Origin of the sequence: Halomonas sp. 707B3 (genome assembly GCF_024158645.1) — a bacterium.
In the GTDB taxonomy this organism is placed as follows: Bacteria; Pseudomonadota; Gammaproteobacteria; order Pseudomonadales; family Halomonadaceae; genus Vreelandella; species Vreelandella lionensis.
The window spans coordinates 1-21,308 of sequence record NZ_JAMZBE010000037.1; the positions used below are offsets into that span (position 1 = coordinate 1).

At 50.6% G+C, this 21,308-nt stretch carries 21 protein-coding genes; 9 read left to right on the forward strand and 12 right to left on the reverse strand.

The features are described from left to right. Positions 1 to 181: 181 nt before the first annotated feature. Positions 182 to 844, forward strand: a complete 663-nt coding sequence (locus BIS10_RS07100; RefSeq protein WP_083022943.1) for a DUF2238 domain-containing protein — start codon at positions 182 to 184, stop codon at positions 842 to 844. A gap of 87 nt (positions 845 to 931) precedes the next feature. Here the strand turns inward: BIS10_RS07100 and BIS10_RS07105 are convergent, their stop codons facing one another. Both BIS10_RS07105 and BIS10_RS07110 read right to left on the reverse strand, forming a co-directional pair. Beyond that, positions 932 to 1,633: a helix-turn-helix domain-containing protein gene (locus BIS10_RS07105; RefSeq protein ID WP_253503840.1), complete on the reverse strand. Its 702-nt coding sequence runs from the start codon at positions 1,631 to 1,633 to the stop codon at positions 932 to 934. Between the two features lie 425 nt (positions 1,634 to 2,058). After that, complete coding sequence (locus BIS10_RS07110) at positions 2,059 to 3,786, reverse strand: PHA/PHB synthase family protein (RefSeq protein ID WP_392567159.1); 1,728 nt, start codon at positions 3,784 to 3,786, stop codon at positions 2,059 to 2,061. Between the two features lie 430 nt (positions 3,787 to 4,216). Here BIS10_RS07110 and BIS10_RS07115 point away from each other — a divergent pair, with 430 nt between their 5' ends. Together BIS10_RS07115 and BIS10_RS07120 are read left to right on the forward strand one after the other, a co-directional pair. After that, complete coding sequence (locus tag BIS10_RS07115) at positions 4,217 to 4,720, forward strand: Hsp20/alpha crystallin family protein (protein ID WP_083023904.1); 504 nt, start codon at positions 4,217 to 4,219, stop codon at positions 4,718 to 4,720. Positions 4,721 to 4,783: 63 nt separating this feature from the next. Beyond that, positions 4,784 to 5,437, forward strand: coding sequence for a BON domain-containing protein (locus BIS10_RS07120; RefSeq protein WP_243470319.1), 654 nt, complete (start codon positions 4,784 to 4,786; stop codon positions 5,435 to 5,437). A gap of 105 nt (positions 5,438 to 5,542) precedes the next feature. Here BIS10_RS07120 and mntR read toward each other — a convergent pair whose 3' ends face one another. Next, on the reverse strand, positions 5,543 to 6,019 hold the full coding sequence (mntR, locus tag BIS10_RS07125; protein ID WP_253503846.1) for a manganese-binding transcriptional regulator MntR: 477 nt from the start codon (positions 6,017 to 6,019) through the stop codon (positions 5,543 to 5,545). A gap of 153 nt (positions 6,020 to 6,172) precedes the next feature. Here mntR and BIS10_RS07130 point away from each other — a divergent pair, with 153 nt between their 5' ends. The 3 genes from BIS10_RS07130 to BIS10_RS07140 are packed head-to-tail and all read left to right on the forward strand — an operon-like array spanning position 6,173 to position 8,865. Then, the gene (locus BIS10_RS07130) at positions 6,173 to 7,093 is read left to right on the forward strand and encodes a metal ABC transporter solute-binding protein, Zn/Mn family (protein WP_083023903.1); all 921 of its coding nucleotides are present in this window, start codon (positions 6,173 to 6,175) and stop codon (positions 7,091 to 7,093) included. Positions 7,094 to 7,098: 5 nt separating this feature from the next. Beyond that, the gene (locus tag BIS10_RS07135) at positions 7,099 to 7,920 is read left to right on the forward strand and encodes a metal ABC transporter ATP-binding protein (protein WP_253503849.1); all 822 of its coding nucleotides are present in this window, start codon (positions 7,099 to 7,101) and stop codon (positions 7,918 to 7,920) included. Between the two features lie 12 nt (positions 7,921 to 7,932). After that, positions 7,933 to 8,865, forward strand: coding sequence for a metal ABC transporter permease (locus BIS10_RS07140; RefSeq protein ID WP_083023900.1), 933 nt, complete (start codon positions 7,933 to 7,935; stop codon positions 8,863 to 8,865). Positions 8,866 to 8,932: 67 nt separating this feature from the next. On the opposite strand, the gene BIS10_RS07145 is transcribed toward BIS10_RS07140, so the two are convergent. The 3 genes from BIS10_RS07145 to BIS10_RS07155 all read right to left on the reverse strand — a co-directional run bounded on the left by BIS10_RS07145 (position 8,933) and on the right by BIS10_RS07155 (position 12,264). Next, positions 8,933 to 10,408 carry a cation:proton antiporter gene (locus BIS10_RS07145; protein WP_253503852.1) on the reverse strand — a complete coding sequence of 492 codons (1,476 nt, stop codon included), beginning with the start codon at positions 10,406 to 10,408 and terminating at the stop codon, positions 8,933 to 8,935. Between the two features lie 31 nt (positions 10,409 to 10,439). Next, the gene (locus BIS10_RS07150; RefSeq protein WP_083023898.1) at positions 10,440 to 10,889 is read right to left on the reverse strand and encodes an ion channel; all 450 of its coding nucleotides are present in this window, start codon (positions 10,887 to 10,889) and stop codon (positions 10,440 to 10,442) included. A 166-nt stretch (positions 10,890 to 11,055) separates the two neighbouring features. Next, entirely contained in the window at positions 11,056 to 12,264 is a 1,209-nt protein-coding gene (locus tag BIS10_RS07155; RefSeq protein WP_083023896.1) for an MFS transporter, read from the reverse strand. A gap of 286 nt (positions 12,265 to 12,550) precedes the next feature. Between BIS10_RS07155 and BIS10_RS07160 the strand changes: the two genes are divergently transcribed. Next, the gene (locus tag BIS10_RS07160; protein ID WP_253503854.1) at positions 12,551 to 13,897 is read left to right on the forward strand and encodes a Na+/H+ antiporter family protein; all 1,347 of its coding nucleotides are present in this window, start codon (positions 12,551 to 12,553) and stop codon (positions 13,895 to 13,897) included. A 90-nt stretch (positions 13,898 to 13,987) separates the two neighbouring features. Here BIS10_RS07160 and BIS10_RS07165 read toward each other — a convergent pair whose 3' ends face one another. The 4 genes from BIS10_RS07165 to BIS10_RS07180 form a co-directional block, all read right to left on the reverse strand. After that, the gene (locus BIS10_RS07165; RefSeq protein WP_083023893.1) at positions 13,988 to 14,722 is read right to left on the reverse strand and encodes an RNA methyltransferase; all 735 of its coding nucleotides are present in this window, start codon (positions 14,720 to 14,722) and stop codon (positions 13,988 to 13,990) included. Positions 14,723 to 14,867: 145 nt separating this feature from the next. Next, a complete protein-coding gene (gene groL, locus BIS10_RS07170) occupies positions 14,868 to 16,511 on the reverse strand; it encodes a chaperonin GroEL (protein WP_253503857.1) in 1,644 nt (547 codons plus the stop codon). A gap of 56 nt (positions 16,512 to 16,567) precedes the next feature. Further along, on the reverse strand, positions 16,568 to 16,861 hold the full coding sequence (locus BIS10_RS07175; RefSeq protein ID WP_044628009.1) for a co-chaperone GroES: 294 nt from the start codon (positions 16,859 to 16,861) through the stop codon (positions 16,568 to 16,570). A 227-nt stretch (positions 16,862 to 17,088) separates the two neighbouring features. Beyond that, positions 17,089 to 17,577 (reverse strand): FxsA family protein, encoded by a 489-nt coding sequence (locus BIS10_RS07180; RefSeq protein ID WP_083023889.1) that lies wholly within the window; start codon positions 17,575 to 17,577, stop codon positions 17,089 to 17,091. A gap of 198 nt (positions 17,578 to 17,775) precedes the next feature. Here BIS10_RS07180 and BIS10_RS07185 point away from each other — a divergent pair, with 198 nt between their 5' ends. Beyond that, positions 17,776 to 18,537, forward strand: coding sequence for an SDR family oxidoreductase (locus BIS10_RS07185; protein WP_253503860.1), 762 nt, complete (start codon positions 17,776 to 17,778; stop codon positions 18,535 to 18,537). A 70-nt stretch (positions 18,538 to 18,607) separates the two neighbouring features. On the opposite strand, the gene BIS10_RS07190 is transcribed toward BIS10_RS07185, so the two are convergent. Next, positions 18,608 to 19,600 carry a hypothetical protein gene (locus BIS10_RS07190; RefSeq protein WP_253503861.1) on the reverse strand — a complete coding sequence of 331 codons (993 nt, stop codon included), beginning with the start codon at positions 19,598 to 19,600 and terminating at the stop codon, positions 18,608 to 18,610. Between the two features lie 36 nt (positions 19,601 to 19,636). Continuing rightward, positions 19,637 to 20,266, reverse strand: a complete 630-nt coding sequence (locus tag BIS10_RS07195) for a hypothetical protein (protein WP_253503865.1) — start codon at positions 20,264 to 20,266, stop codon at positions 19,637 to 19,639. A 431-nt stretch (positions 20,267 to 20,697) separates the two neighbouring features. Between BIS10_RS07195 and BIS10_RS07200 the strand changes: the two genes are divergently transcribed. Continuing rightward, the gene (locus BIS10_RS07200) at positions 20,698 to 21,138 is read left to right on the forward strand and encodes a thermonuclease family protein (protein WP_253503868.1); all 441 of its coding nucleotides are present in this window, start codon (positions 20,698 to 20,700) and stop codon (positions 21,136 to 21,138) included. Positions 21,139 to 21,308 lie beyond the last annotated feature (170 nt).

Sequence of the window (21,308 nt, forward strand, 5' to 3'; positions counted from 1 at the left end):
CGGGCTTGCGAAAGCCAACTTGCACGGGGCGAATGATCAAAAAGTGCTCGCTGGCGGTGATAGGGAAAGTGTCGGCGCCGGCTTCACGGATTCAGGATGGTGATGATGGCTATATTGGAAGTCGAGAAAATTGTGATGCGCCGAACAGGCTGGCTAAACCAATAAACAGAGGTAGTCGAGTGTGTCTAGGATTAAGCGAGTACGTGCTCGGCTGCTAACGCTTGATCCGTTTCCTGTATGGCTGTTTGTTGGCTTTGTGCTGTTTTGGATATGGCTGGCCATAGCGCCTTATTACCGTTCAGATTGGCTGCTTGAAAATATTCTGGTATTTGCCGCAGTGCCCGTATTGGGTTGGTTGTGGTATCAGGGTGGTGTCTCACGTCTGGCATGGTTAAGTATTTTTCTATTTTTAATATTTCATGAAGTTGGTGCTCATTATACCTATTCTGAAGTGCCCTATGACCAGTGGTTGAGAACCTTGCTTGGGTTTTCTCTGGACGAACGGTTTGGCTTTGAGCGTAATCAGTACGACCGCTGGGTGCATTTCCTTTATGGACTGCTACTATTTCTACTACTGAAAGATCTTGTAAAAAGACGCCTACTGCATGAGGCCGTTTTATGGCACCTACTACCGGTGATGCTGATTTTATCCCATTCGGCGTTTTATGAGATTGCAGAGTGGATGGCGGTTGTGCTCTTCCCGGGGGAATTGGGGGAGTCATACCTAGGTGCCCAGGGAGATATTTGGGATGCACAGAAGGACATGGTGTTGGCGCTTTTAGGAGTATCCACAGCAAGTGCGCTGAGCATGATGATGCACTGTTTAATAGTTATAATAAAATAAGCTTATAATACATTGAGCAGGGTGATTATCCTCCAAAAATTATTTATATCAGTTTCATTACTAAAGTTATTGGTAGTGCTTATGAGTTCATTTTTTTCTTTCAGCAATTGCAGCTAAGGCTGTTGGGTTCAGGAGGCAGTACTCATGACCATGCGCTGATAATATGCCTTGCTGTTGAAAACGACTAACGAGTCGACTGAGCGTTTCAATTGCCATGCAGAGATAATCAGCAATTTCCTTTCGTGACATAGCCAACCTGAAACAGTGGGGGGAATACCCTAAGGCGCTAAATTTACATGACATCATAATAAAAAAGCAGGCAAGGCGAACGTCTGATGGCTGGCTGATCATTTGCCACATACGAGAGTGTTCGAGGTATATTGCTCTACTCAAGCAGCGCAATAATTGCATATGGCTTGAGTGAGAAATGGGCAGTTCATCAATGGTTCTAAACGGAATATGGTATAAGCCTGAGGTTTCAATGGTGCTGATAGTGCCACAATAATTACCCTCCCCAATAGCATCTAGGCCTATTATGTCGCCAGGAAGAAAGAAATGTGAGATTAGTTCCTTTTTATTTTCATGTTGAATTATTTGCTTTAATGTACCACATTGTACAACGTATAATCCTTGAAATGGTTTTCCTTGGTGAGCTAACGTGTTTTTTTTACGTAATGTGAATAGAGGCTGAGAAAGGTTGATTAAATCCTGTGTTTCTAAAAATGAGTGTGACCCATATATATGTTTTCGATGTGTATTTAAACTTCCTAGTTTGTTTAGTATTTCCATATCCCCTCCCCCTGCCTGTGTTTTTTCCTGAGTGAACAGTGCATAGTGTGAAGAATAATTGAAATTTAATGATAGTGTTTCGCAGTGAGTTTTAGCTATATGAAAAGCTTGCAGCTTGTGGTGTTTGTTTTATAGCTTTTTGTGAAGTGTGGTTCATTAGGGATAGGTATCTATAGGTTGTACAAAATAGAGTCTTTAAGAATGGCTTTTATCATGCGTATTGTGTTGATAAATTTGCTGAGAATAATTATCTGGCTTTTAGTGATTTTTTAATGCTTTGCCGATTGTGCTGGAGAGATGGTGCTTTGTAACTGTGAATGCTGATCAGCTCTGTTTGATAGCCATCCTCAAAGAGCATAGCATGCATAGCATCTTCATCGAGTTAGCAATACAGGCGTTGTGCTTTTCTGGCTATGTTTTTGTGACTATGTTTTTCTAACATAGCTACCAGGGGCGTCTTCGAGCGGTGGGTAGGTTTGTGAACCCACGCCGGGTGCCTTAATAAGAGAGCCTGACCTTGTTGCCAACCATGATTGCCATGCAGCCCACCATGAACCTGATTTAATTACTGTGCGTTCCAGCCAGGTGTCTGGATCAATATAGGAGTCACCTTCACAGGCGGTGGCTATCCGATAATGCCGATGCGATTGTTCAGGGGGGCTAATAATACCCGCGTTATGACCTCCACTAGTGAGTAAAAAAGTAATCTCAGGCGCATCTGCAATGAGAAGCAACCTATAGGTGGATCGCCAGGGTGCGACATGATCCCACTCAGTTCCGACACAGAAGATAGGTATCTGAATATCGCTAAGTGCCACCGGACGGCCATCTACTCGCAGGCGACCTTCGGCTAGATCATTATTTAAAAAAAGATGACGCAAGTATTCAGAGTGCATACGGTAGGGCATACGCGTTGCGTCGATGTTCCAAGCGAGGAGATCGTTAATGGGTTGCCGTTTGCCTAACAGGTACTCGTTAACGATCCGGGACCAGATTAAATCGTTAGAGCGCAGTATCTGGAAGACGCCGGACATTTGCTTAGTATCAAGAATACCTTGGGCCCACATCAAATCTTCAAGGAAGGCGAGCTGCTTTTCGTCAATAAATAGCATCAATTCGCCAGCTTCCCGAAAGTCCGTTTGCGCGGCGAAGAGTGTCATTGAGGCTAAACGATTGTCTCCATCTCTCGCCATTGCAGAAGCGGTAATGGCCAAGAGTGTGCCCCCAAGACAGTAGCCTACTGCATGTACCTTCTGACTAGGAAATAGGTGTTCAATGATATCAAGGCTTGCCAGAATGCCTTGTTGCCGATAGTCATCCATTCCAATATCGCGATCATCTGGCGTTGGGTTACGCCATGAAATTATAAAAACCGTATGGCCATGATCGACTAAGTACTTAACAAGCGAGTTATGTGGCGACAGGTCCAGGATGTAATATTTCATAATCCATGCGGGCACAATGAGTATAGGCATCGCGTGTACCCTTTCGGTAGTAGGGATGTACTGAATTAGCTCAATCAGATGATTACGATATATCACCTTGCCTGGCGTGATGGCGATATTTTGACCAACCACATACTGTTCAGCACCCACTGGCCTTTTGCCAAGATAGTGGTTCTGGATATCTTCACAGCAATGCTGTAGTCCTTGAACTAGGTTGGCGCTGGCGCTTTCAAAGGTCTTTTTGAGCACAGTGGGATTGGTTAGTAAAAAATTGGAGGGCGAGAACACATCAAGCCACTGACGAGCACCGAATTCTACTGCCTGTTCGTGATGCGGAGATAAGCCGCGTAGTCCGGTGGTAGCGTTATGCCACCACTGCTGTTGAAGAAGAAAACCTTGATAAAGCAGGTTATAGGGAAAATAGCGCCAAGCAGGATCACGAAAACGACGATCCTGTGGCAAAGGCTCAATACAAGGAGTGGCATTGGGGTCGAAAGCCGAATGGCTGGCCCAAGCCAGTAAACGAAGATGTTTCTTCATTGCTTTTTGTAGTAGATGAGCCTGAGTTCCAGGAGAAAGCTGGAGGCTAGATAGCCAGTCCAAATAAGTCAGCATGGCCGATGTAGGGGAAATACCGAGTGTTAGCCCGGCCAATGATGCACGTACTAGCCTGTCGATATTTTGGTATTGAGTGTCGTCGTAAATCATCAACATGAAACCTCATACAGGTAGTTAGGCTGCCTGTCTCTTGCCTATCTTTGATTTAGTATCCTGAAGCCGTTTTTGCCACTGAGTGATCTATGTTTAAAAGATACTTCGTTTTAAATTTTCTATGAAATCGGCTTGGCTGATAAGTAAAAAGTATCATGTCGCTTTGTTAAGTTTTTGATTTTTAAAGTGGCCTGTAAGCTCTTATTTGGCAATAATATTTTGGTTGATTGCATGGAGAGGTAAGTTGCTCTGGGTCAATTTTTAAACGTTTTAATACTTTTTCGTTACGTTGGTCACCTTTTCAAAAAAAATGTTTGCACTATAAATATCCAAGTGACATCTAATGGCATTTTATTTGATGCCTAGGATTAAACGTGCTGGATATGGATTTTGACGAAATCAGATGAAAGTAGATAGGAGAGAAGTCGTGGAAAAAACTGCCAACAAACCTGTGGTTGCGGGTCAGGAGTCAAGCGCATTACCAGCCAGTCGGTCGCTAAATCCGCTTGAAGAATTTGATCGATTAATGGAGGGGTTTTTTGAGCGTAGCTGGCTAAAGCCTTTCTTTAGAGATGATGTGATAAAGGAAAGGCTCGGTTTTTTTGCCCAGAATAACCCTAAGATTGACATTATTGACCGAGAAAAGGAGCTGGTCGTTCGTGCTGAGATGCCTGGTGTTGATCGTAAGGAGATCGATATTGAGATCACCGACCATGCTGTGATGTTAAAAGGGCGGCGATCTGGTGAAACCGAAGAAAAGAAAGATGAATATTATCACTCGGAAATATGGCAAGGCGCTTTTGCTCGGACTATTGCCTTGCCTGTAGATGTAGATACACAGCATGCAGAGGCCAAATTCAAAGATGGCATCCTGACAATCACCATGCCCAAATCCAAACAGGCGTTACGGAGAAAACTTGAGGTCAAGTAAATCGAAAATTATTTAAAAGTCATTTAGTTGACGGAAAGATTAACTGCAAAAAAAGGAGTATTGATGATGTCAAAATCAGATAGCCAACTTCAAAAAGATGTGCTTGCGGAACTTAGCGATGAACCCTCTGTCCGAGCGTCGGATATTGGCGTAGAGGTAAAAGACGGCATTGTAACATTAGCGGGTCATGTTGATAGTTACGCTGAAAAATGGCATGCAGAGAAGGCGGCTCAGCGGGTTGATGGTATTAAAGGAGTAGCCGTGGAAATTGACGTAAAATTGCCAGGAGAGAACCAGCGCACTGATGCTGATATAGCACGTGCGGTTAAGAACACGCTTGAGTGGAATGTATTTATTCCCAACGACCCGATTAAGGTAATGGTTGAAGATGGATGGGTAACGCTAACAGGGGAGGTGCCCTGGGAGTATCAACGTCGCCTAGCTACAAGCTCTATTCGGTATTTAGCAGGTGTTACCGGTGTTAGTAACCAGATTGTTCTCAAGCCTAAGCCGACAACGACGGCGGTTAAGGCTAATATTGAGGCCGCACTTAAACGAAGAGCGCTTCAAGATGCTAATGCCATTAAAGTAGATGTGCATGATCATAATGTCACGCTAAGTGGCAAAGCCCACAATTTTGCAGAGAAAGAGCTCATACACCAGGCTGCATGGAATTCACCTGGTGTCTGGAAGGTGACGGATAATATCAAGATCTGAATACGCTCTATGCTAGAGGCCGATAACATTCGGTTTAGTCATCGAATCACTTAACGTGGTTCGATGACGTTACACTTCGGGTGCCCCGCTAGGGAGAGAGGGCGACTACTTAATCTGCTGTTCGGTGAAGCGCTGCATGATGGTGAGCGTCTTATCGCTGACGTGATGCTCCATCCCTTCGGCATCAATTCTTGCCGTGCTGTCATCTACGCCGAGCGCCCGTAAAAAGTGCAATACAATGTCGTGGCGGGCGCGGGCCGTTTCCGCCATTTTCTGACCCTCTTCGGTCAAAAAAAGCGAGCGATAGGGCTTGCTGGTCACTAATCCTAGTTCATTCAAGCGACGAATCATTTTCGATACGGTTGCTTGGCTTACTGCCATACGATTGGCGATATCGGCGGCGCGTGCCTCGCCACGATGCCGAATTAAATCGCCAATTAGCTCGACATAATCTTCGATCAACTCGGTTTCGTGTGCATTGCGCACCGTTTCATACTGCTGTGCGTGCTGTTCCACGGGGGGCAGTGCATCACCGCTTTGACCGCGTGGAGAGAGGGTGCGCTGCTGTTCGTGATCACTCATTGGCAAAGGTTATCAAGGTTAGTGGAAACGTTAATTGGCGATGGTAGCGCATTTTTCACGATAATTGTTAGCCAAGGCTAAACTGTTTGCACAAAGCTTTTTTGTTGAGCTACAGTTGTATTTAACACCAGCCTAGCACGAGGGAGAAACAGGATGCCCAAACAGTATGCGTGGGCCTTACTAAGCGCTTCATTGGCTTGGACCAGCGTTGTGACCACCGCGCAGGCGGAGGAGTTGCAGCAGCCGTCCATCAATATTGCAGTGACTTTTTCTGTGCTCGGTGACTTAGTTAAAAAAGTAGCCGGTGAGGATGCCAACGTAACGGTACTCACGCCTATTAATGCTGAGGTGCACGAATGGGAGCTAACCCCCGACAACTTTGCAGCGCTTGAGGAGGCTGACATCGTTTTCTACAACGGCTACCAGCTTGAGCAGTGGATGCGTCAAGTTGAGTCGGTTGTGCAAGAGGATGTACCAATGGTTGCCGTTGCCGAAGCCTCTGGCTATCCCACTCAGTCGATCGTTACTGGCGATATGGAAGGGGATGTTGATCCACATATGTGGATGGATCCGCGTGCCGCCATTGCCTACGTGCAAGCTATCACAAATGCTTTGAAAGATGGTTTGTCTCACCAAGGCGATGCCCTTCAGCAGCGAGCGACTAACTTGGAGGCACAGCTGCAAGCTCTTCATGTAGAGCTACAGCAATCGCTGGAAGCTATCCCAGATGAGCGCCGCATACTGCTCTCTAGTGAAGCGGCCTTCCTCTATTTTTCCGATGCCTACCGTTTTGAGCATGACGGTATTTGGGGCACAAATGCTGAAACAGAGGGCTCGCCGCGCCAACTGATGCGAGTCATTGACCGTATCAAGGAGCGCCAGCCTGCTGCTCTGTTCTGGGAAAGCACGATATCGGATCGTCACGTGACCAGTATTGCTCGTGATACGGGGCTGCCAGTGGCAGGGCCACTCTATGTCGATTCGCTGAGTGCTCCTGATGGTGAAGCTGCCGACTATTTTGCTATGCAACGCCATAATGTGGCGTTGCTGCGCCGTTACTTGGCTTCTGAGTAATTTTTATGGATACGTCTCTAGCAATGCACACAGCTGCGATTGAAGTAAAGGGACTCTATGCTGCTTATCAACGGCAGCCGGTATTAGAGGATATCCATCTCTCGTTACCGGCAGGCCGCTGGACAGCGATTGTGGGGCCAAATGGCGCAGGTAAATCGACACTGTTTCACGTTTTAACCGGTAGTATGAAGCCGCTGCGTGGCCAGGTTGATGCATTTGGCAAAGCGATTGAGCATCATAGAAAGGCGGGTAGTATCGCTTATATGGCCCAGCGAGAAGCAATCGAGTGGGATTTCCCCATCTCGGTTTGGGAAACCGTCATGAGTGCTCGCTATGGGCATATGCGCCAAGATGCTTGGTGGCGGCGGTTACTGCCTGCTCGCTGGCATGAGCAGCGGCATTACCACGCGGTCGAAAAAGCGCTGGATGATGTCAATATGATGGCATTTGCTGACCGGCCCATTGGAGCACTCTCTGGAGGGCAAAAAAAGCGTGTGCTGCTTGCCAGAGCGCTGGCGCAAGAGGCGAGTATTCTATTGCTGGACGAGCCGTTGGCAGGCGTTGACCCGCCCAGCGAGCAGCTTATCCTGGATGTTTTAAAGCGGGAGCGCGAAGCGGGAAGAACCATTGTTATGGTCACCCACGATATGCCCGGAGCGCGCCGGTATGTGGATCACGTCGTACTGATTAACCGATTTATCCGCGGAGAAGGAGCCCCTGACGAGATGCTCAGCGATAGCAAGCTGGCGGAGCTAGCCGTTAGCTCCATAGAGCAATCTGCATACGAAGTCAGTGTGGCTGGCAGCCCAGCGCTGGCAACCAAATAGTAGGCATCAGACATGTTACATACGTTAGACGCTTTTAGTAGTGCACTAGTGGCCGGGCTGATTGCTGCGCTCATGGTGCCGGTCAACCTGTTGCCTGATAGCATCTCGGATGCTTTTCAATACGCGTTTATGCAGCGGGCGTTGCTCACGTCGATGATGGTCGGCGCTATTTGCGGCATGCTCTCATGCTATGTGGTACTAAAGCGCTGGTCGCTACTTGGGGATGCGATTTCCCATGCCGTACTACCAGGGGTAGCGATTGCCTACTTGCTGGGGCTGCCTTTTTTTATTGGCGCCTTTGTGACCGGGGCTTTAACGTCGCTGGGGATTGGTGCTATTGAGCGCCATACTCGAATTAAATCCGATGCGGCAATGGGTATTATGTTTACCGGGGCTTTTGCGCTTGGCATTGTGCTGATCAGCAAAATTGCCTCTAGCACTCACTTAATGCATATCCTGTTTGGCAATGTGCTGGGGGTGCAGCAGTCAGCACTTCTGCTGACGTTAGCAGCGAGCGTCGTAGCGCTGCTGGTGGTTTGGCTCGCCTTCCGGCCGCTAATGCTCTACGCCTTCGACCCAACTCAAGCCCAGGCCTTGGGATTTAACACAGGCGTCATTCACTACGGTTTGATCCTGCTGCTCACTCTCACAATTGTGGCCAGTTTAGAAACTGTGGGCATTATCTTAGTAGTAGCCATGCTGATTACGCCGGGGGCAACGGCTCACTTACTCACCGACCGCTTCAAAACCATGCTGTTTATCTCTGTCGGGGTAGGGGTGGGCTCTGCGGTACTGGGTTTATGGCTATCGTTTGCGTTTGATGTGGCTTCCGGCGGCACTATCGTATTAGTGGCCACCGGCTGCTTCTTTATGGCACTACTGTTTTCACCGAAACACGGTGTGTTGATGCGCCTTTGGCGGCATCGCCAAGTCGGCGCATCTTAATACTACTGCGAGGCTTCCTGCAGTTTCTCCCAGGTTTTTTCAGCAATGCCGATGCCTGCACCGGTCATCAATAGGTAAGTTTGATCGACACCGGCACTATGCAGCGGCTCGGCTTCATCTTGAAAATGAATGCCAGCAATAGCTGGCCAGTGAAGCCAGCCTTGCGCAGCTCGCGACTTGCTATCAGCTTGCTTTCCAGTTCGGGGGTAGCCAAGGTGACAGCGGAGAGGCCGCGGATATCCAACTGGTGCCAAAACCCCACATCCTCAATATCGCCATAATAAACATGGCGCTGGTTGTCTGACTTGTTGGGGTCAGAATCGATACCTACCACTTCTAGCCCTTTATTGCGGAAGAAATCGTAAGCTGCACTGCCTGTTCGCCCCATACCCAACACTAGTACAGTGGCCGTTCCTAGGTTGACGGGTTGCTCATCAGGGTGGCGCGCATGGCGTTCAAAGCGAGTTAAATGTTTTTCCCAGCGGTCAAACAGGCTATGCGCCAAGCGGTTAAAGGGTGCCGCTATGACGAATGAGAGCGCCACGGCAATGGCTAACGGAACCAGCCACTCCTCTAAAATGCTTGAGGCGACGATGAGTCCAAACTCGCTGTAGGCCGTGAGGCTTAAACTGCCCAGAAAAGCGTTTCTAGCGCGTAACCGGAAGGCTATCAGCAGAGCAAAAAACAGCACTCCCTTTAGCGGCAGTACAATGGCAAGCGCCACGGCAAATAACAGTGCATTGGCATCCGGTAAGCCTGCCATGCCAATTTGCAGGAAAAAGCTGATCAGCAGTACTTCCTTGAGCCCCCATAGCGCTTTGGAAAGCTCCTGGGCGCGAGGGTGATTGGCTAGTAGTAACCCCATTACCAGAGCGCCCACCTCAGAGCTTAATCCAACGGCTTCAAAACCCATGCCGCCGACGGCAATCGCCAGCACCGCACCCATCAATACTAATAGCTCGTCATGCTGAGCAATGCTCATTAGCCAGTACAAAAGCGGGCGAAGTAGAGGGAGTAGGAATACCAACAAAGCCCACAGGCTGGGTGATTGGCCGCTATACATACTTAGCACTGCCAGGGCAGCCAAGTCTTGGATAATCAAAATGCCAATGGCAATACGGCCGTGTAGTGCACGCAGCTCACGTTTGCTTTCCAGCACTTTAGCGGCCAGCACCGTGCTGGAAAACGACAGTGCGATGGCCAGCAGTAGCGCGGTATCCAACGGTAGTGAAAAAAGCACCGAGAACCCAAAGGTAAACACTAGGCAGGTAATGACTAAGTGAATCAAAGCGCTGCCTAATACCACCGGCTCGGCCAGGCTTCTAATATTTAGCTTCAAGCCAATAGTGAACAGTAGCAGCAGTACACCTAGGTGGGCGAGATGCTCTAGGAGCGGGCCTGCGTCGTCAGGCAGGCCAACGCTGGGGCCAAACGCATTGAGGGCAAACCCAGCCGCTAAAAAGCCGACTAACGGGGGAAGATTGACTTGGCGGGCGGCAATACCGAAAACAAACGCGAACGATAAAATAAGTACTTCAAACATGCGGTGTCCTTAGCAAAACGTGTTGGGCTGGCTATTTATTAATACGCCAATGTTTTTGCATTTCGATAAATGTAAAAGAAGCGGACCATGTAATCAGTACGAAGCCCGTCAGTGCCAGCGTGCCGTATAGGAACCGAACGGGTCCGACGGCATAGATATCCCCGTAGCCGACGGTGGTGTAAGTCACTGAAGAGAAGAAAATATAATCTAGCAGGTGAAAGCTCTCATAGCCTTTCAGGGCGCCGATGCCGTTTATGGCCGAGAGCCACCAGCCCGTTAAACCAAAGAGCCAAATTTCAGCGATATGAGTGGCTAGCACGCCGAACGCCATCACGAGAATACGCTGGCGATGGGGGCGGTGCGACTGCTCAATTTGTCGAGAGATTAGCCACAGTGCTTCGTAATGCAGTAAGACGGCAAGCACGACGGCAATAAACGTCGTGATCACAACAGCTACATGTCCAGGATAGGGAATAGCCACGTTACATTAGTACCCAAAACGTTGATGAAGTGGGCAGTGATTTAGCATAACCGGCTGCCAAACAGTAGCAGTGATGGATCTAGTGTTTGCCATCCCCACCAAGCCAGAAATAAGAACCCGCTGAATAACAGTAGGCTAAGTGCCGTCCATAACGTAGTGGTTGGCGTCATGATGTCACCTGGGGCGCAGTGGGGCGGGTGAGAGGCTTCTCACTAATAAACCAATGAAGAGCGGCAGCGACTACCGAGAGGATAATCGCAATCTGCCACACCGTATTGTAATGGCCGGTGATGTCGTACAGATAGCCACCCAACCATACCCCCATAAAGGAGCCTAGCTGATGAAACAGGAACACAATTCCCCCCAGCATGGATAAGTGGCGCACACCAAAGACCGAGGCCACAATACCGTTAGTGAGCGGAACAGTGGAGAGCCACAGTAGCCCCATTGCAATACCAAACAGATAAGCGCTGGTGGTGGTCAGCGGTAGCACGATAAAAGCGGTAATCACTACACCACGAATTAAGTATAGCCAGCTCAGCAGGTGCGGCTTAGACCAAATGCCGCCCATCCAGCCAGCGGTATAGGTACCTACAATATTGAATAGCCCGACAAGAGCGAGCACCGTGGTGCCTACCTGCACCGCTAAGCCGTTATCGAACAAATAGCCTGGCAAATGCACCGCGATAAACACCACCTGAAAGCCACACACAAAAAAGCCCAGGCAAAGCAGCCAAAACCCTTTTTGCCCAGCCGCTTCGTTAAGCGCATCGCGCAGGCTTAAATCGCCCAGCGCATTGGCGCGGGGGCGGTCTTTTACCATCGCGCCTAGCGGTATCATCAGCGCAGCAATCGCCCCCATGGCCAGCAGCGCAGAAGACCAGCCTAACCACTCAATCAATCCTAGCGTGCCGGGCAGCATAGCGAATTGACCAAACGAGCCTGCCGCACTGACGATGCCCATTGCCATACTGCGTTTTTCAGGCGCGACCGCACGGCCAACGGCACCTAAAATGACCGAAAAGGTAGTGCCTGATAAACCAAACCCAATCAGTAGGCCAGCGCTTAGGGTCATTCCTAAAGAGCTGGTTGCAAGGCTCATTAAGCAAAGCCCTAGTACGTAAAGCGCACCGCCTACCACGATAATCCTGGCCGCCCCAAAACGGTCGGCCAGCGCGCCAGTAAAGGGTTGGGATAAGCCCCAGATCAGGTTTTGAACAGCCAATGCGAAGGCAAAAACGCCACGGCCCCAGCCAAAGTCGCTGCTGATGGGCTCCAGAAACAAGCCAAAACCATGGCGTAGACCCATGGCGGTTGAAATAACCAGGCTGGCGAGCACAATAAGAAGCAGCGTGTGGTGTCTTTGGAGTGCCATGTCACGTCTCTTTTATGTGGTTGATTAACGCGTCTAACTATCGCATGGCTTTGATGGCTTTAGAAGCTTCGCCATAGCAAGCGTTAAGTGTCACCAAAGGCCGGGATACTAAGCAGTATCTTATAAAGCAGCAAGCCTAGTTAATAAAAGTAGCGCTGTGCTCGCTGCCATGATCAAACTGATTTCCACCTGGCGTAGCCTTTGTTTAGCCTGATTATCAGCGCTCTATCTGTTAGAATCTGCCACCTTCGGCGTTAATGACCTTCCAATAGCTCTAGGTATTTCCATGAATGCAGTAATTCTTGCAGTGCTCGTCATGGTGGCACTGTCGCTTCTTCGCGTGTCCGTTGTTTTCGCTCTGGTGGTCGGAGCGTTAGTGGGGGGGCTAGTGGGTGGCCTTTCTCTAGACGATACGCTCAGCGCGTTTAATGAGGGCGTCGGTGGTGGCGCGCAAGTAGCGCTAGCGTATGCAACGTTAGGGGCTTTTGCGGTGGCCATCTCCCGTTCCGGCCTGCCCGATATGCTGGCGAATCGATTGATTACCATGTTGGGTAAAGAGGCAACGGCCGCTCATCAAGCGCGTGTAAAAATGCTCCTACTCGTGGCCGTATTGCTGGTGGCGATTTCTTCGCAGAATGCGATTCCGGTGCATATCGCCTTTATTCCCGTACTGATACCGCCGCTGTTGGCGGTGATGAACCGCCTACAGCTAGACCGCCGTGCCGTAGCCTGCGCACTGACCTTTGGCTTAACCGCTCCCTATATGCTGCTACCGGTGGGGTTCGGGGCGATCTTTCTGAACGATATCTTGCTGGCAAACTTGAACAGTGCCGGAGAGTCGTTAGGGCTGGAAATTACCCGCGGCATGGTGCCCATGGCGATGGCGATTCCGGTGGGTGGTATGGCCATTGGTCTACTGGTAGCGCTTTTGTTCAGCTACCGTGGTCAGCGCGAGTACGCCAATCAAGATTTAGCCGCGCCAAATGCGCAACAAACACAGAAACCTGCTGAACCTCATATGCTGGGGCTGGTAATGTCGGGTGTGGCGATTGTGGCTGCACTAGGCTTGCAGCTGTATACCGGCTCTATGATCGTAGGGGGCTTGGTCGGTATTGGCTTGCTCTCCTTAGGCGGCATTTTCAAATGGCGCGAGGCGGACGACCTGTTTACCAGCGGCATGCGCATGATGGCGCTGATTGGCTTTATCATGATCTCGGCGGCTGGCTTTGCTGAGGTGATGAAAGCCACTGGTGATATCGAATCGCTCGTCGTTGGCGCATTCGATCTGTTCGGCGATAACCGTGGCTTAGCCGCGTTGGTGATGCTGCTGGTCGGCCTGTTTATTACGTTGGGCATTGGCTCTTCGTTCTCTACCATTCCCATTATCGCGGCGATTTTCGTGCCGCTGGCCGTGCAGTTTGGCTTCTCGCCCATGGCGACCGTGGTGCTGGTTGGCACCGCAGCGGCGCTAGGTGATGCGGGTTCTCCTGCATCGGATTCCACTTTAGGGCCAACCTCAGGTTTGAACGTGGATGGTCAGCACGACCACATGTGGGACAGCGTGGTACCGACCTTCCTGCACTACAACATTCCACTGATTGCGTTTGGCTGGCTGGCAGCCATGTCGCTTTAATCAGCGATATCTGCCGCGTCAGTCGTGGTGAGTAATGCAAAGGGCAGCGATAAGCTGCCCTTTTTTAATGCAATCTAGCGAGTGGTGTTGCTACTGTTTTGGCAAGTGAGTTTCAAAAGCGCTCAGCAGGCCGCGCAGTAACGAGAGCTCTTTTCGGCTGGGTTGGGCACGAGCGAACAGCGCTTGCAACTGCTCTTCAGTGCGGGCATGAGGCTGGGTTAAGAACCCGCTCTGTTGCATGAGTTTTCCAAGGTGCTCCTGGAAATAGCCAAACTGTTCCCGGCTAGGCGGTGTGGCTTCCAATGGGCGCTGATACTCAAAGCCGCTGGTATCGCGCTTCCGCCAAGCACGGTGCACTTCATAAGCGAGAATTTGTACCGCTTGGGAGAGGTTCAGAATGCCGTACTCAGGGTTGGCGGGAATGCTGACCTGATGGCTGCAGCAGCGAATCTCATCGTTGGTTAAGCCCGAACGTTCCCGACCAAACACCAGTGCAACAGGGGCCTGCGCGGCGTTCGCAATGACCTGTCGCGCCATGTCGTCTGGTTCATCAAAATGCGGGAGCGGCATGCTGCGTAACCGGGCGCTGGCACCGACGACTTGAACGCAGTCGCTAACGGCTTCTTCTAACGTGCTTACACAGCGAGCGTTTTCCAGCACATCCGTTGCGCCAGCGGCTAAGCGAGTAGCTTCGTCATCGGGAAATGTGCGCGGGTTTACCAGCACAAGTTCCGTTAACCCCATGGTTTTCATGGCGCGGGCAGTGGCGCCAATATTACCCGGATGAAATGTTTGCACCAGTACGATACGAATATTGGAAAGCACGGGAAATTAAACCTAAAAGCTGCCAAATAAAGGCGATGATGGTAGCACGCTTTGTTGCGCCATAAAGGTGATACAAAAGAAAGAACCCCGCCGAAGCGAGGTTCTTAATGACGTTAACCGTCAGAGCGATAGGCTCATGGGTGCATCACATCATGCCGCCCATGCCACCCATTCCGCCCATGCCACCCATATCAGGGGCAGCTTCTTTCTCTTCCGGGTCGTCAGCGATCATGCACTCAGTGGTGATCATCAGACCAGCAACAGAACCGGCGGACTGAAGGGCAGTACGGGTTACTTTTGCCGGGTCCAGAACGCCCATTTCGAACAGGTCGCCGTATTCGCTGGTTTGCGCGTTGTAGCCGAAGTTGCCGGTCTCATCTTTAACACGGTTGATGACGACGGCGGGCTCTTCGCCAGCGTTGGCAACGATTTGACGCAGCGGTGCCTGCATAGCACGTAGCGCCATGTTGATACCGTGGTTCTGGTCTTCGTTGTCGCCGGTCAGGCCTTGTACTTTGGCCATTACGCGTACCAGGGCAGTACCGCCGCCAGGCACAACGCCTTCTTCTACGGCAGCGCGAGTTGAGTGCAGCGCATCTTCAACACGGGCTTTCTTCTCTTTCATTTCGACTTCGGTAGCTGCACCGACACGAATCACAGCAACACCGCCTGCCAGTTTGGCAACGCGCTCTTGCAGCTTCTCTTTGTCGTAGTCAGAAGAGGTGTCTTCGATTTGCGCGCGGATTTGGTTAACGCGTGCTTCGATGTCGCCTTCTGCACCCGCACCGTCGATGATGGTGGAGTTTTCTTTCGACATAGTCATGCGCTTAGCGGTACCCAGGTGATCCAGGTTCGCTTGCTCAAGCGTCAGACCGACTTCTTCAGAAATCACGGTGCCGTTGGTCAGGATAGCGATATCCTGCAGCATGGCTTTACGACGGTCGCCGAAACCAGGTGCTTTGGCAGCGGCTACTTTAACGATGCCACGCATGTTGTTCACGACCAGCGTGGCCAGCGCTTCGCCTTCGATATCTTCAGCGATAATCGCTAGCGGCTTGCCTTGCTTAGCAACAGCTTCCAGCACCGGCAGCAGTTCGCGGATGTTGGAGATTTTCTTGTCGACGAGCAGGATGTAAGGGTCTTCCAGCTCAACGGTCATGGTGTCTTGATTGGTGACGAAGTAGGGCGAGAGGTAGCCGCGATCGAACTGCATACCTTCAACCACTTCCAGCTCGTCTTCAAAGCCGCGACCTTCATCGACGGTGATGACGCCTTCTTTACCGACTTTTTCCATCGCTTCAGCGATGATTTCGCCAATGCGCTTGTCGCCGTTGGCAGAGATAGTACCTACCTGGGCAATGGATTTGGTGTCGGTGCAGGGTACAGACATTGCCTGGATCTCTTTCACTGCCGCAGCGACCGCTTGGTCGATACCGCGCTTAAGATCCATCGGGTTCATACCGGCAGTAACGCCTTTCAGGCCTTCCGCGACAATCGCTTGAGCCAGAACGGTGGCGGTGGTGGTGCCGTCACCAGCGGCGTCAGAAGTTTTAGAAGCAACTTCTTTAACCATCTGAGCGCCCATGTTTTCGAACTTGTCTTTCAGTTCGATCTCTTTGGCAACCGATACACCATCTTTGGTCACGGTCGGTGCGCCAAACGACTTGTCCAGTACTACGTTGCGGCCTTTCGGGCCCAGCGTAACTTTTACGGCGTTTGCCAGAATGTCGACGCCGCGCGCCATACGTTTGCGAGCATCATCAGAAAACTTAACTTGCTTAGCTGCCATGTTCGTTACTTCCTAAATATTGAAATAGAAAAGTGAAAGTAAGTAGCCGAGGCGGATTAGCCTTCAACGACGGCCAGGATATCGGCTTCGCTCATGATCAGAACTTCTTCGCCGTTGATTTTTTGCTTTTCAACGCCGTAGCCGTCTTTGAAAATCACCGTATCGCCAACTTTTACATCCAGCGGGCGTACGTCGCCGTTGTCGAGAATGCGGCCATTACCAACAGCCAGGATCTCGCCACGCGTGGGTTTTTCCTGTGCATTACCCGGTAGCACGATGCCGCCAGCGGTTTTCTGCTCTTCTTCCACGCGACGGATCACAACGCGATCGTGCAAAGGACGGATATTCATGCTCACGTTCTCCTGAGTATCGTCAAAGCCCCTAGGGGCAGTTAGCTTAAAGTGATTTCCGTGGGCTAAGCCCTCGGAAAGTGAAGGCACGTTGCCTTCATGTTTATGGCGAAAGCGTAGCTTTCACCGAACCTGTGTGCTGACTCAAAAGTGGGGGCTAGCCAACACCTTTCAAGGGGGGATAAGAAAAAAATTACATAATCGCGGTTTTCAAAGGCGATAAGCACTTAGCGCCGACGGGGTGTATCGTCGCCGCTAATAAACTCTCCCTCAATTGGGCCGTTTTGCGTGTTGGAATAGTCGCGCTGAGTGTTCTGCTCCCAGCCTGAAGAGCCGCTCTGGTAAGTGTGTTGCTTGGCTGTTGCAGTTTTGAGCCCCGCCCAGGTCAGCGCTTTCATCAGCAACTGGCGCGCATTGGGTATGAGGCAGGCAATGCCCAGTGCATCCGATAGAAACCCCGGGGCGAGCAGAAGGGCGCCGCCAAAAATTAATGCCGCCCCAGTGAGCAGCTCTTGCGAAGGAATTTCACCCATCTGCATGCGCTGGCGTGCGCGGGCAAAAGTAGAAACGCCTTCCTTGCGAATGAGGTGAAGCCCGATAAAGCCTGTGCCTAGCACTAATAAAAGCGTGGTTAGCAGGCCTATTTGGCTGCCGATGGTAAAAAGCAGCACAAAGTCCAGTAGAGTGAACAGCGAAATAAAGAGAAGAATAGGCATGGACGACTCCAAAACAGGCGTAATCGTTGAATATGGTGACAGAAATATAAAAAACAAGCAGCAAGTGTGGTTTGGCAAGCCAAAGGCCGCTCGATATTTTAAACTGGCTCTTATATGCTGCAGTGCACAAATATTGGTGAAAGAGTGCGTGTTGTTGGTACTAGCTAGCTGCCAGCACGCTTGCTTAAGGAGAAAGAGATGCAATTAGATAAAAAAGTGGTGGCGATTACCGGTGGTGCCCGTGGATTAGGGTTTGCCATTGCCAAGCGGTTAGGCAAGCAGGGTGCTCAGATTGCCCTCATTGATATGAGTGCAGAGGCTTTAGATAGCGCGGTCTCTGCGCTTGGTTCTGAGGGCGTATCTGCCCATGCATTCGTTGCTAATGTGGCAGACGAGCAATCGGTTCAGCATGCCTTCGCTGATATCGCCCAGCGCTTGGGGCCTGTCAGTGGCTGTGTGAATAATGCAGGCATTACTGACGATGGGATGTTGATTAAAGCGAAAGACGGCGTTGTAGAAAAGCGCATGTCGCTCGCTTCATGGCAGCGTGTGCTGGACGTTAACCTAACGGGTGTATTCCTATGTGGGCGTGAAGCGGCGACGCACATGGTTGAGGCTGGGCACGAAGGCGTTATCGTCAATATTTCTAGTATTTCCCGTGCGGGTAATATGGGGCAAAGTAACTACGCAGCGGCAAAGGCGGGGGTACATGCGCTAACGGTGACGTGGGGGAAAGAGCTGGCGCGCTATGGAATTCGCACCGGTACTGTGGCGCCAGGGTTTATCGAGACTGAGATGACTGCCTCAATGCGCCCAGACATGCTGGAAAGAATTGCCGCAAGCGTTCCATTAAAGCATTTAGGTGAGCCTGACCATATTGCTCAAAGCGTGGCGTTTGTGTTTGATAACGACTACTTCACTGCGCGTATTATTGAATGCGACGGTGGTTTGCGGCTTTAACCAAAAAGCGATGAGCATTGGCCATATAGTGCGCTGATGCTCATCAGCTAGGGGCTTGTGTTAGGTAGCGCTAAAACTCAAAGTAGTCCCGCTGAATTGCCCGCTGAAAGTACATTTCTAGGCGTACGGTCATTGCCCAGCGCGGGTCGTAGCTATCTTCACGCTGGAAATGCAGTTCAGGAATCACATCTCCAAACAGAATCCCTTTATGAAGATCGCGACGGTAGCGCGTCTGTAGGTAATAATTGGTCATGCGCGGGTTAGAAGCGCTTTCACCAATCGCAATGGCAGAGTAGCGCATGGCGCTGCGGTCATTTAGTCGCTGATTCAACTCAGCCACTTCGCTATATTCTAAGGTGTCTTCTTCTTCGCGCCATTGAACCGTGGTAATGAAGCGTAGATGGCGATTTTCCGATAGCGGTCGGCCCATGTCCCAAGTAGTACGCGCTGAGTAACCATCATTATTAAACCAGGATACTCGGTTGAAAGACTCTAACTGCCAGGGGCCGTCGCCAATATCCCAAAGCCGCTCACTGGTAAAGCGTACGTAAGGGTCCAGAGGCATGCGAAGGCGAATACCCGCGCCAATTCGGTTGCTCCAGTTTTCGCGCTTATTACGACTCTCTAGCCAATCCAGGCCAAAGGTGGAGGTGCTGCGGTCACGCTGGTCGTTATAAAGGCGGCCGGAGCCTTGATCTGCCAACGTGCCTTGTGATTCTTCTGGGTCGCTTTCAATGACTAGGCGTAGACGCTCTTCTGTCGTAGGCAAGTCGATCCGGTAGCGGACACTAATATCGCCGCTGGTGCCATCACCTTCCATCCAGTCAATTTCCTGGCCAAGGCGCAGATAGGATTCATTATTGACGGTTGCGGACTCTCCGCCCCCAAAAAATGCATCAATGTTGCGAGAGGTGTTGTCGACCCAGTTGCCAACGCTGGCTCGAAAGGGCTCAACGCGCTCCTCTGCCCAGTCAGGTAAATCGCTATCTTCCTCAGCAGCATGACTTTGAAACGAGAGGGCGGTAAGTGTGCCAAGGCAAATAAACGCAATGACGGGTTTCATAGGTCTGTCCCCAAAATTTTAATTATGCGCACTGCATTATTGTACTTTATGCATTTCGATATCTTTAGCCCATTTCAAAACGCGTTTGCGATCTCTTCGGCTATTCATGCGCTCTGTATCGACTTTTAGTGGCGTTAGCTGATGAAGCGGGTCCGTCGTTAGGTCAAGAGCAAAGCGACGTGACGCTCCAACGGGCATATCTTCAGAGCCATAAATGGCAATGACGCGTATTTCCAGCTCTGGCTTCTGTTGTTGCAGTGTTTGCTCATCAAGCTGCCAGTGGCGCGTTAATTGCTGAACAATCGCACCAAACGATTGAATATGTAAGTAATCGCCTGACGCCAGCGGCCCTTGATGGGTGCGATAACAGGCCTCATCATCATCGCCGCTCTGCTGCTGATACTCCACCACGTCTAGTTCATAAATACCGTCACGGGTATGGAGCACTGCCACCAAATGCTGGATGTAGATCGCTTCACTGCTCATATTGCTAATTAAACATAGCGCGTCAGTGCCAACACCTTTGCCGCGATTCACAATAATACGAGGGCGGCGTTGACGAACGTAGCCGTTATAGAGCAATTGTGCGTAGAAAACCCACACAAATAGCGTGCAGATGCTAGTAATCGCTGAAATTGCCTGAGCGTTGTCATTAAGCCATTGCATAAGTTGAGATCCTTCTCAAATTAAACGGCGATCATAGGTCGCTAACGTAGCGTAAAAATAGGCGCGCGTCAGCTAGTTAGAGCAGTTTGAGGGAATTTAGAAACAAAAAAATTCGGTTAGCATTAAGCTACCGAATTATTTGAAATGATACGCTTTAAATTGGTGCGGATGGGGAGACTCGAACTCCCACACCTTACGGCACTAGAACCTAAATCTGGTAGCTGTAAGTAAAATAAATCATAAAGCCATATCCGTCAAACAGTTACGCGTCGGGCGCAATCGATCAGTGTGACAGATAGGCGTTACTTGGTCACAATCGGCAGTATGTGTGCCGTTAGAGAGTCACATTCCGGTCACAGCGACAGTCTAAAGCGCTATGCTGAACGCATAAGCAGTTTGGATTGTTAACGCCTAACGGCAGAGGAGGGGTGATGCGGATACTACTGGCAGCTATGGCACTCCTGCCCACCCTGGCCCTAGCCGACTACGGCAGCGTCGTAGTTGACGAAGTGACCAGCTTTAGAGACGGCGATACCATTGTGGTTAATATCAATGAGTGGCCAGAGGTAATAGGTCACCGCATACCCGTCAGAATCAGCGGAATTAACGCGCCCGAGAGGCGCAGCCGCTGCGATACCGAAGCAGAGAAAGAGCGGGAAAAAGAGCTGGCGGCCGAGGTCCGCATCTATCTTGTCGAGCGCCTGCGTGGTGCTGAGTCGATCGAGCTCCGCCGCATCGAACGCGGGTCGTTCTTTCGCATCATTGCGGAGGTCTGGGCTGATGGCGAGAACGTGGGCCAGGAAATGATAGAGGCCGGGCATGCCTTGCCATATCAAGAAGGGCAGGGCGGGAAGGCTTGGTGTGGACTATAAAGCGACCCTTTGGCGAAAAGCACTCGAGCGAAAAGGTTGGCGGAGAATATCTTCCATGCGCCTACCCAAGTGCGTCATCGAGTTTCACGTCATCCAAGACGGTTACCTGTATAGCGGGCGCTGTGGCACGTTTAGCTTTGACGATAACGACATTAGACAGCCTGGCACCT

What these genes read in the sequence shown, in the direction of transcription:
- BIS10_RS07105 (WP_253503840.1), bottom strand. Translation starts at nt 1,633, where the DNA reads ATGGAAATACTAAACAAACTAGGAAGTTTAAATACACATCGAAAACAT.
- BIS10_RS07110 (WP_392567159.1), bottom strand. Translation starts at nt 3,786, where the DNA reads ATGATTTACGACGACACTCAATACCAAAATATCGACAGGCTAGTACGT.
- BIS10_RS07120 (WP_243470319.1), top strand. Translation starts at nt 4,784, where the DNA reads ATGATGTCAAAATCAGATAGCCAACTTCAAAAAGATGTGCTTGCGGAA.
- mntR (WP_253503846.1), bottom strand. Translation starts at nt 6,019, where the DNA reads ATGAGTGATCACGAACAGCAGCGCACCCTCTCTCCACGCGGTCAAAGC.
- BIS10_RS07130 (WP_083023903.1), top strand. Translation starts at nt 6,173, where the DNA reads ATGCCCAAACAGTATGCGTGGGCCTTACTAAGCGCTTCATTGGCTTGG.
- BIS10_RS07135 (WP_253503849.1), top strand. Translation starts at nt 7,099, where the DNA reads ATGGATACGTCTCTAGCAATGCACACAGCTGCGATTGAAGTAAAGGGA.
- BIS10_RS07140 (WP_083023900.1), top strand. Translation starts at nt 7,933, where the DNA reads ATGTTACATACGTTAGACGCTTTTAGTAGTGCACTAGTGGCCGGGCTG.
- BIS10_RS07145 (WP_253503852.1), bottom strand. Translation starts at nt 10,408, where the DNA reads ATGTTTGAAGTACTTATTTTATCGTTCGCGTTTGTTTTCGGTATTGCC.
- BIS10_RS07155 (WP_083023896.1), bottom strand. Translation starts at nt 12,264, where the DNA reads ATGGCACTCCAAAGACACCACACGCTGCTTCTTATTGTGCTCGCCAGC.
- BIS10_RS07160 (WP_253503854.1), top strand. Translation starts at nt 12,551, where the DNA reads ATGAATGCAGTAATTCTTGCAGTGCTCGTCATGGTGGCACTGTCGCTT.
- groL (WP_253503857.1), bottom strand. Translation starts at nt 16,511, where the DNA reads ATGGCAGCTAAGCAAGTTAAGTTTTCTGATGATGCTCGCAAACGTATG.
- BIS10_RS07175 (WP_044628009.1), bottom strand. Translation starts at nt 16,861, where the DNA reads ATGAATATCCGTCCTTTGCACGATCGCGTTGTGATCCGTCGCGTGGAA.
- BIS10_RS07180 (WP_083023889.1), bottom strand. Translation starts at nt 17,577, where the DNA reads ATGCCTATTCTTCTCTTTATTTCGCTGTTCACTCTACTGGACTTTGTG.
- BIS10_RS07185 (WP_253503860.1), top strand. Translation starts at nt 17,776, where the DNA reads ATGCAATTAGATAAAAAAGTGGTGGCGATTACCGGTGGTGCCCGTGGA.
- BIS10_RS07190 (WP_253503861.1), bottom strand. Translation starts at nt 19,600, where the DNA reads ATGAAACCCGTCATTGCGTTTATTTGCCTTGGCACACTTACCGCCCTC.
- BIS10_RS07195 (WP_253503865.1), bottom strand. Translation starts at nt 20,266, where the DNA reads ATGCAATGGCTTAATGACAACGCTCAGGCAATTTCAGCGATTACTAGC.
- BIS10_RS07200 (WP_253503868.1), top strand. Translation starts at nt 20,698, where the DNA reads ATGCGGATACTACTGGCAGCTATGGCACTCCTGCCCACCCTGGCCCTA.